We start from the raw sequence: 6,681 nt of genomic DNA, 5'->3' as shown, positions 1-6,681 counted from the left end.
ACTCCGGCGACCAGCGCCACAGAAGCAAGTTTCCAGTCATTCAGCCCCCTTTGGGCCAAGGCATAGCGTCTGCACGCCTCATTTGCACGTGCTCTCACCAGTCGCCTTTATGGGTTCACAGCCTAAACCTTCCCTGTCATTCCCGCGTTCGCGGGAATGACAGGATAAGCTAGGCCCGAGAGTGCCTCACTTGGGCTTGCGATGCTCGCCGCGCACCCAGCGCACCGTGCCGGAACTGGCGCGCATGACGACGCTTTCCGTGGTCATCAGCCCGCCGCGCTTGCGCTTCACGCCTTCGAGCAGCGATCCGTCGGTCACGCCCGTCGCGGCGAAGATGCAGTCGCCCTTGGCGAGTTCCTTCAGGTCATAGACCTTGTCGAGATCGGTGATGCCCCATTTGCGCGCACGGGCCTTCTCGTCCTCGTTGCGGAACAGCAGCCGGCCCTTGAACTGGCCGCCGACGCAGCGCAGCGCAGCGCAGGCCAGCACGCCCTCCGGCGCGCCGCCCGATCCCATATACATGTCGATCGTGGTTTCGGGATCGGTGGTCGCGATCACGCCGGCGACGTCGCCGTCGGGAATCAGCATGATGCCGCAACCGATCGCGCGCAGCTCGGCGATCAGCTTCTCATGGCGCGGACGATCGAGCACGCAGACGATGATCTCGGAGGGATCGACGCCCTTGTGCGCGGCAACCGCGCAGACATTGTCCTTCACCGATCGGTTGAGGTCGATGATGTCGTCGGGATAGCCGGGGCCGACTGCCAGCTTCTCCATATAGACGTCGGGTGCGTTGAGCAGGCCGCCCTCTTCGGAGATGGCGAGCACGGCCAGTGCGTTGGGGCCGGCCTTGGCGGTGATGGTCGTGCCTTCCAGCGGATCGAGCGCGATGTCGATCCTGGGGCCGGTCCCGATCGCGTTGCCGACCTTCTCGCCGATGAAGAGCATCGGCGCTTCGTCGCGTTCGCCTTCACCGATCACGACGGTGCCGTCCATGTACAGATCGTTGAACGCCATGCGCATCGCCTCGACGGCGGCGGCATCGGCCGCCTTTTCGTCGCCACGCCCGATCAGCGTCGATGCGGCGATCGCCGCGGCTTCGGTGACGCGGACCATTTCGAGCACCAGGACCCGGTCGAGAATCCGGCTTGCTTCCACCATCGGCTTAGTGTTCCCCTTTATCGGCTGCGAAAGCGCGATAGGCGAGGGTTGTTGCAATGTCGAGAATCGCCGTGCGTGCTTTCTGCCTTTTGGCGGCGCTTGCATGCGCTCCGTCGCTTCCGGCGCAGACGGGGGCGCTGACCGCCGAGGAGGCGCTCACCAATTTCAAGGACATGGTCGCGGTGCCCGATGCGCGCTGCGCAGGTGCCGATCCCATATCTGGCGAGATAACGGTCTGCGGCAAGCGCGACGATCAGCGCGCACGCCTGCCCCTGCGTGACGAGCGCGATTCGCGTGATGGGGAAAGGCGCGCGACGGGGGATATGCCGGGCGCCTCGGCGGCGCGCATGCGGACGGGCTCGTGCGGTGTCGTCCAGACCGGCGAATCATGCACGGGCGGGCTGCCGGTCACGGCGGTGGCCGGCGCGGTGCTCTCGGGAATCAAGCGGCTGATCGACCCGGAAGGCGCGATCGATCCGCCGCCGATACCGGGGCGGAAATAGCGAGGCGCCATTCCGGCTTTCGCCGAAATGGCGGGCATGAAGCTACAGATCCAGAATGTGCATCACCATCGGCTGGCCGGTCAGGCTGTCCGATCCGGCGAGCCGTTCCAGCGCGTCGGTGATGCAGCGTTCGGGGCAGGCATGGGTGACGAGCACGATTAGCGCGCCGCCATCCTCGCTCGCGCCGCGCTGGATGAAGCTTTCGATCGACACGCCGGCATCGCGCATCGCCGTCGCGATCTCCGCGAGCACGCCGGTGCGGTCCTGCACGGTCAGGCGCAGGAAGGTGCGGCCCGTGCGATCGCCCGAATCGGCGCGGGGCGGGCGGGCGAGCGAGCCCACCGGCATCGCGAAGGCGGGCCCATATTCGTTGCGCGCAACGTCGATCAGATCGGCGACCACCGCCGATGCCGTGGGGCCGTCGCCCGCGCCCGCGCCCTGGAGGAACAGCCGGCCGACGAAATTGCCCTCGGCCACCACCGCGTTGAGCGAACCCGAGACATGCGCCAGCGGATGCGCCATCGGCACCAGGCAGGGACGAACGCGCTGGAGCAGCCCGTCACCGTCGGCCTCGGCCAGTCCGACCAGCCGGACGCGGAAACCCAATGCCTGCGCTTCGGAGATGTCGGCGGCGATCAGATGGCGGATGCCGGTGGTGGCGACGCCCTCGAAATCCAGCTCGCTGCCGAAGGCCAGGCTGGCGAGGATCGACAATTTGTGCGCGGCATCGACGCCGTCGATGTCGAAGCTCGGATCGGCCTCCGCATAGCCGAGCGCCTGCGCCTCGGCGAGGACGTCGGCGAAGTCTCGCCGGTCCTGCTCCATCGTCGTCAGGATATAATTGCAGGTGCCGTTGAGGATGCCATAGACGCGCTTGATCTCGTTGGCGGCCGCGCCTTCGCGCAGGCCCTTGATCACCGGGATGCCGCCACCGACCGCCGCCTCGAACTTCAGCGGAATGTCCTGCGCGTCGGCGACGCCGGCCAGGCTCAGGCCGTGATGCGCGATCATCGCCTTGTTGGCGGTGATGAAGGCCTTGCCGGCGGCGAGGGTGCGGCGCGCCAGCGCCAGGGCAGGGCCATCGGATCCGCCGATCAGCTCGACGACGGCGTCGACGCCCTCGATCTCGCCCAGGGTGGTCATGTCGTCGACCCACTGGAAGCGCGAAATGTCGATGCCGCGATCCTTGCTGCGGTCGCGCGCGGAGACGGCGACGATCTCGATCGGCCGGCCCGCCCGCCGTTCGATCAGCGCCTGGTTCACCTCGAGCAGGCGAATGACGCCGCCGCCCACCGTGCCAAGCCCTGCGATCGCCACTCTCAGCGGTTCCGCCATAATCCGTCTTTCCTCTTTGTTTCGCGGCCCTCCTAGAGCCTGATCGATTGAGGTGGAAGCACTTCGTGCGTCCGCCGAAGTCGTGAATCAGGCTCTCATCTAATGATCGAGACCATGATCGATTGAGGTGGAAGCCCCGCGCCGTCCTGATCACTCCATCGGTGGATCGTGACGGTCCATCCCGGATGTGTGGAATAGCCTATTGACTGGAAGGCGGCGGAGTGTTGCCCTTGCGGTTCGCCCTGGGGGGCGAGTCTCCGGGGCCTGGATCAACCTGTTTGCAGGGAGAAAGACCGTGCCGCCCCGAAATGCCGATATGCCCATGATGTCAACGCGCCATCCGGACGAGATGCTGATCGGGCTCGATGTGGAGCTTGATGGCGCGGCCGGCGATCTGGACGATTATGATCCCCGGCAGCGTGACGAGATTCTGGCGGTGACGGGCGATGGCGAGACGCATCACGCTTTCCTGCTGGATAGTGCCGAATAGCCGGAAGCCGGACGGCATAAATTTCTTTGCCCGTGGCAAGGCGATAACGCCTCGCGCTCATGGCCGTCTCTGCTAAAGGCGCGCCATGGATGCGCGTATCTCGCAAGGCCGGGCCGGACTGCTCTACGGATTGTCCGCCTATCTGATCTGGGGTTTCCTCCCGGTCTTCTTCAAGCAGCTCGGATCGGTTTCGGCCGGAGAGGTCGTCGCGCAGCGCATTTTGTGGTCGCTCGTCCTGCTGGCGGCCCTGATCGCCTTCGGCCGGCGCTGGCCGCACATGCGCGCGGCGCTGCGCAATCCCGTGGCGTTGCGTTATCTGGCGTTGTCCGCCGCGCTGATCGCGGGCAACTGGCTCGTCTATATCTGGGCCGTCCTCAACGATCATGTGCTGGCGTCTAGCCTCGGCTATTTCCTCAATCCGCTGATCAATGTCGCGCTTGGCGTGATCTTCCTGAAGGAACGGCTCGGGCGCGTGCAGATGGTCGCGGTGGCGCTGGCGGCGGCGGGTGTCCTCGTCCTGGCATGGGGCGCGGGATCGGGCCTGTGGATCAGCCTGACGCTCGCATTCAGCTTCGGCACCTATGGTTTGCTGCGCAAGATGGCGCCCGTCGAGGCGATCGAGGGTCTCTCGATCGAGACCATGATTCTCTCGCCCTTCGCGCTCGGCTGGGCAATGTGGCTTTCGGCCACGGAGAAGGCGAGTTTCGGATCGGATCACACCATCACGCTGCTGCTGGTGATCAGCGGCGTGGTGACCGCGGTGCCGCTGCTGCTGTTCGCGGCGGCGGCGCGGCGCATGCCCTATGCGACGCTGGGCCTGCTCCAATATGTCGCGCCGACGATCGTCTTCCTGCTGGCCGTCTTCGTCTATGGCGAGCCGCTGACGCTCTCGCACATCCTGTGCTTCACGCTGATCTGGACGGGGCTCGCCGTCTATACGGCGGGTACGCTCGCCGGCATGCGCCGCGTGCAGGTGCCCGAGCCGACCTGAAACCGGATCACTCGGTGATGGCGATCGAGCCGGTGCTGCTGCCGGCCGCGCCCTGGGTCAGCGTCAGCGTGAAGGCATTGCCGTCGTCGGTCTTGCCCGACAGGCCGGTCGCTGCCTCCGCCACGGTGAAGCTTTCCGCCTTCATCTTTTCAAGGAACCAGGCCTTCACGGTTGCCGCGTCGGCGGGCGAATCGAACGCGATCGTCACCGAATCCTTGGTTTCGCCCTTTTTCGCCGCGTCGATGTTCATCGCGGTGACCTTGGAGCCGGGATAGAGCTTCACCCCGCCAATGTCGAAATTGTCGGCGTCGAGCTGGACCTTGGGCAGCTTGATACTGGCTTCGAAGCCCGGAACGTCGATCTTCACCGCACCCGTGCCGCCGTCCATGATGGCGGTGGCGGGCTTGCCTTCGGTGTCATTGCCCTTGATCGAGATGCTGGTGCCGGCATCGTCACCGCCGCCGCAACCGGCGAGCAGCGCCAACGGGGCGGCCAGGGCGAGAAGGGAAGCGCGCATCGGATCGTCTCCTGCTGTATTAATCAAATAATACAGTTGCGGCTTTCCGTCGTCAAGCGGCGGGCTAGAGCAGACTGCGCGAAATCTGAATCGCGCAGTCTGCTCCAGATATTTGTGATCGCATCGTTTTCGCGGAAAACCGGTTCCCACCCCCGCCTTCGCGAGGGCAGGCTTTTTCCGCGCGATGCTCTATAACCGCTCGAAGCGGATGGGCAGTCCGTCCTTGGGCTTGGGGATCGGCCAGTATTGCCAGGCGGTTTCGCCCTGATGCGTGCGCACGATGCGATGCGTCGTCAGCAGGTGATAGAGGAAGGTCTTGGCCTGGAGATAGGCGAAGTGCAGGCCCAGGCACATATGCGCGCCGCCGCCAAAGGGCACCCAGGCGAATTTGTGGCGTCCGCGCGCTTCCTCCGGCGCGAAGCGCATGGGATCGAAGCGTTCGGGATCGGGCCAGAGCTCGGGCATCCTGTGCGTGAAGGCGACGGCCGCCGCCACATAGGTGCCTGCCGGGAAATCATAGTCCCCGAACGAGAAGTCGCGCACCGCGCGGCGCGGGATCGACGGAACCGGCGGGATCAGCCGCAGCGTCTCCTTGAACGCATAGTCGGTGAGGACAAGATCATCGACGCGCTCATAAGGCAGCGAATCGCCGTTGAGGCCAAGCCCCAGCATCTCCGCGCGCAACTTCTCTTCCCATTCGGGATTGCGGCTGAGCTCCGAGATCATTGATGTGAGCGAGGAGGTGATGGTGTCGTGCGCCGCCATCATCAGGAAGTTCATATGATCGACGATCTCGTCGTCGGCGAGCAGCCGGCCATCCTCGTGCGTGGCGCGGCAGATCTGGCTGAAGATGTCCTCGCCATCGCCGTCGCGCCGCTTGGGCACCTCGCGGCCGAAATAGTCGAGCAGATATTCGCGTCCCTTCACGCCGCGCCGCATATCGGTGAAGGGCAGGGGGATGCGCACGATGCCGACCGTCGCCTGCACCATGTCGACAAAAGCCTGGTTCACGCGCTGCGCTTCCGGCCCGAAAGGGATGCCGAGGAAGGACGACGCGGCCAGGTCCAGCGTAAGCTGCTTGATCTCCGGATAGAAGCGGATGTCGCGGCCGCTCCAGTCCGGAATGCGTGCCGCGATGCCTTCATTGAGCGATTCGGCGTAGCGGCGCATCGGCTCGGGCTTGAATGCGACCGAAAGCACGCGGCGGTGCGCGCGATGCTTTTCGAAATCGATCAGCATCAGCCCGCGCGGGAAGAGCAGGTTGAGCATCGGGCCCCAGCCCTGTTCGGACGAGAACAGCTTGTCGCGATCGAACAGGATCAGTTCGTTGGCGTCGGGGCCGAGCAGGGTGACGGTGCGCCCGCCAAAGCTGCGGATGCGATAGACCGGCCCATATTGAGCATGCATGCGCCGCGTGAATGCGTGCGGATCGCGAAGCTGGTCGAGCGTGGAACCGACAAAGGGGCGGCCGTCATGCCCAGGAATATGGTCGATCGCCTGGCCGACACCACGGGGCAACCAATGGGGATTGGCTTCGAAGCTGTGTGCATAGGCCATGACCGGCTCCCGCCTGCGTTACTGACATAAAGGTTAGTAACGCAGGCGGACGGCCCATGGCAAGCATCTGCGCGAAGCTGGATACGCGGTTGGTCCGGCGGGCGATACGCAGCCCGCCGGACCTCCT

7 protein-coding genes are annotated in these 6,681 nt (G+C 65.2%); 3 read left to right on the top strand and 4 right to left on the bottom strand.

The window, feature by feature from the left end:
• Window positions 1–186: 186 nt before the first annotated feature.
• On the bottom strand, window positions 187–1,161 hold the full coding sequence (glpX, locus tag K7G82_RS26690) for a class II fructose-bisphosphatase (protein WP_222993029.1): 975 nt from the start codon (window positions 1,159–1,161) through the stop codon (window positions 187–189).
• 56 nt (window positions 1,162–1,217) lie between these two features.
• Here glpX and K7G82_RS26685 point away from each other — a divergent pair, with 56 nt between their 5' ends.
• Window positions 1,218–1,664, top strand: coding sequence for a hypothetical protein (locus K7G82_RS26685; RefSeq protein WP_222993027.1), 447 nt, complete (start codon window positions 1,218–1,220; stop codon window positions 1,662–1,664).
• Between the two features lie 42 nt (window positions 1,665–1,706).
• Here K7G82_RS26685 and K7G82_RS26680 read toward each other — a convergent pair whose 3' ends face one another.
• Window positions 1,707–2,999 carry a homoserine dehydrogenase gene (locus tag K7G82_RS26680; protein ID WP_222993025.1) on the bottom strand — a complete coding sequence of 431 codons (1,293 nt, stop codon included), beginning with the start codon at window positions 2,997–2,999 and terminating at the stop codon, window positions 1,707–1,709.
• Between the two features lie 322 nt (window positions 3,000–3,321).
• Here K7G82_RS26680 and K7G82_RS26675 point away from each other — a divergent pair, with 322 nt between their 5' ends.
• Both K7G82_RS26675 and rarD read left to right on the top strand, forming a co-directional pair.
• Entirely contained in the window at window positions 3,322–3,489 is a 168-nt protein-coding gene (locus K7G82_RS26675; RefSeq protein WP_222993024.1) for a hypothetical protein, read from the top strand.
• 85 nt (window positions 3,490–3,574) lie between these two features.
• Window positions 3,575–4,480: an EamA family transporter RarD gene (rarD, locus tag K7G82_RS26670; protein ID WP_222993022.1), complete on the top strand. Its 906-nt coding sequence runs from the start codon at window positions 3,575–3,577 to the stop codon at window positions 4,478–4,480.
• 7 nt (window positions 4,481–4,487) lie between these two features.
• Here rarD and K7G82_RS26665 read toward each other — a convergent pair whose 3' ends face one another.
• Window positions 4,488–4,997, bottom strand: a complete 510-nt coding sequence (locus K7G82_RS26665; RefSeq protein ID WP_222993020.1) for a hypothetical protein — start codon at window positions 4,995–4,997, stop codon at window positions 4,488–4,490.
• Window positions 4,998–5,186: 189 nt separating this feature from the next.
• Window positions 5,187–6,554 (bottom strand): cytochrome P450, encoded by a 1,368-nt coding sequence (locus K7G82_RS26660; protein WP_222993018.1) that lies wholly within the window; start codon window positions 6,552–6,554, stop codon window positions 5,187–5,189.
• Between the last annotated feature and the right edge of the window lie 127 nt (window positions 6,555–6,681).

Source organism: Sphingomonas colocasiae, assembly GCF_019880585.1.
Classification (GTDB): Bacteria; Pseudomonadota; Alphaproteobacteria; order Sphingomonadales; family Sphingomonadaceae; genus Sphingobium_A; species Sphingobium_A colocasiae.
Note: the sequence above shows the minus strand (reverse complement) of the source record. Positions and strands in the feature narration are given on the sequence as shown.

Excerpts from the sequence above, each read along its gene's own strand:
- K7G82_RS26680 (WP_222993025.1), bottom strand. The coding sequence starts at position 2,999 with ATGGCGGAACCGCTGAGAGTGGCGATCGCAGGGCTTGGCACGGTGGGC.
- K7G82_RS26685 (WP_222993027.1), top strand. The coding sequence starts at position 1,218 with ATGTCGAGAATCGCCGTGCGTGCTTTCTGCCTTTTGGCGGCGCTTGCA.
- K7G82_RS26675 (WP_222993024.1), top strand. The coding sequence starts at position 3,322 with ATGATGTCAACGCGCCATCCGGACGAGATGCTGATCGGGCTCGATGTG.
- rarD (WP_222993022.1), top strand. The coding sequence starts at position 3,575 with ATGGATGCGCGTATCTCGCAAGGCCGGGCCGGACTGCTCTACGGATTG.
- K7G82_RS26660 (WP_222993018.1), bottom strand. The coding sequence starts at position 6,554 with ATGGCCTATGCACACAGCTTCGAAGCCAATCCCCATTGGTTGCCCCGT.
- K7G82_RS26665 (WP_222993020.1), bottom strand. The coding sequence starts at position 4,997 with ATGCGCGCTTCCCTTCTCGCCCTGGCCGCCCCGTTGGCGCTGCTCGCC.
- glpX (WP_222993029.1), bottom strand. The coding sequence starts at position 1,161 with ATGGTGGAAGCAAGCCGGATTCTCGACCGGGTCCTGGTGCTCGAAATG.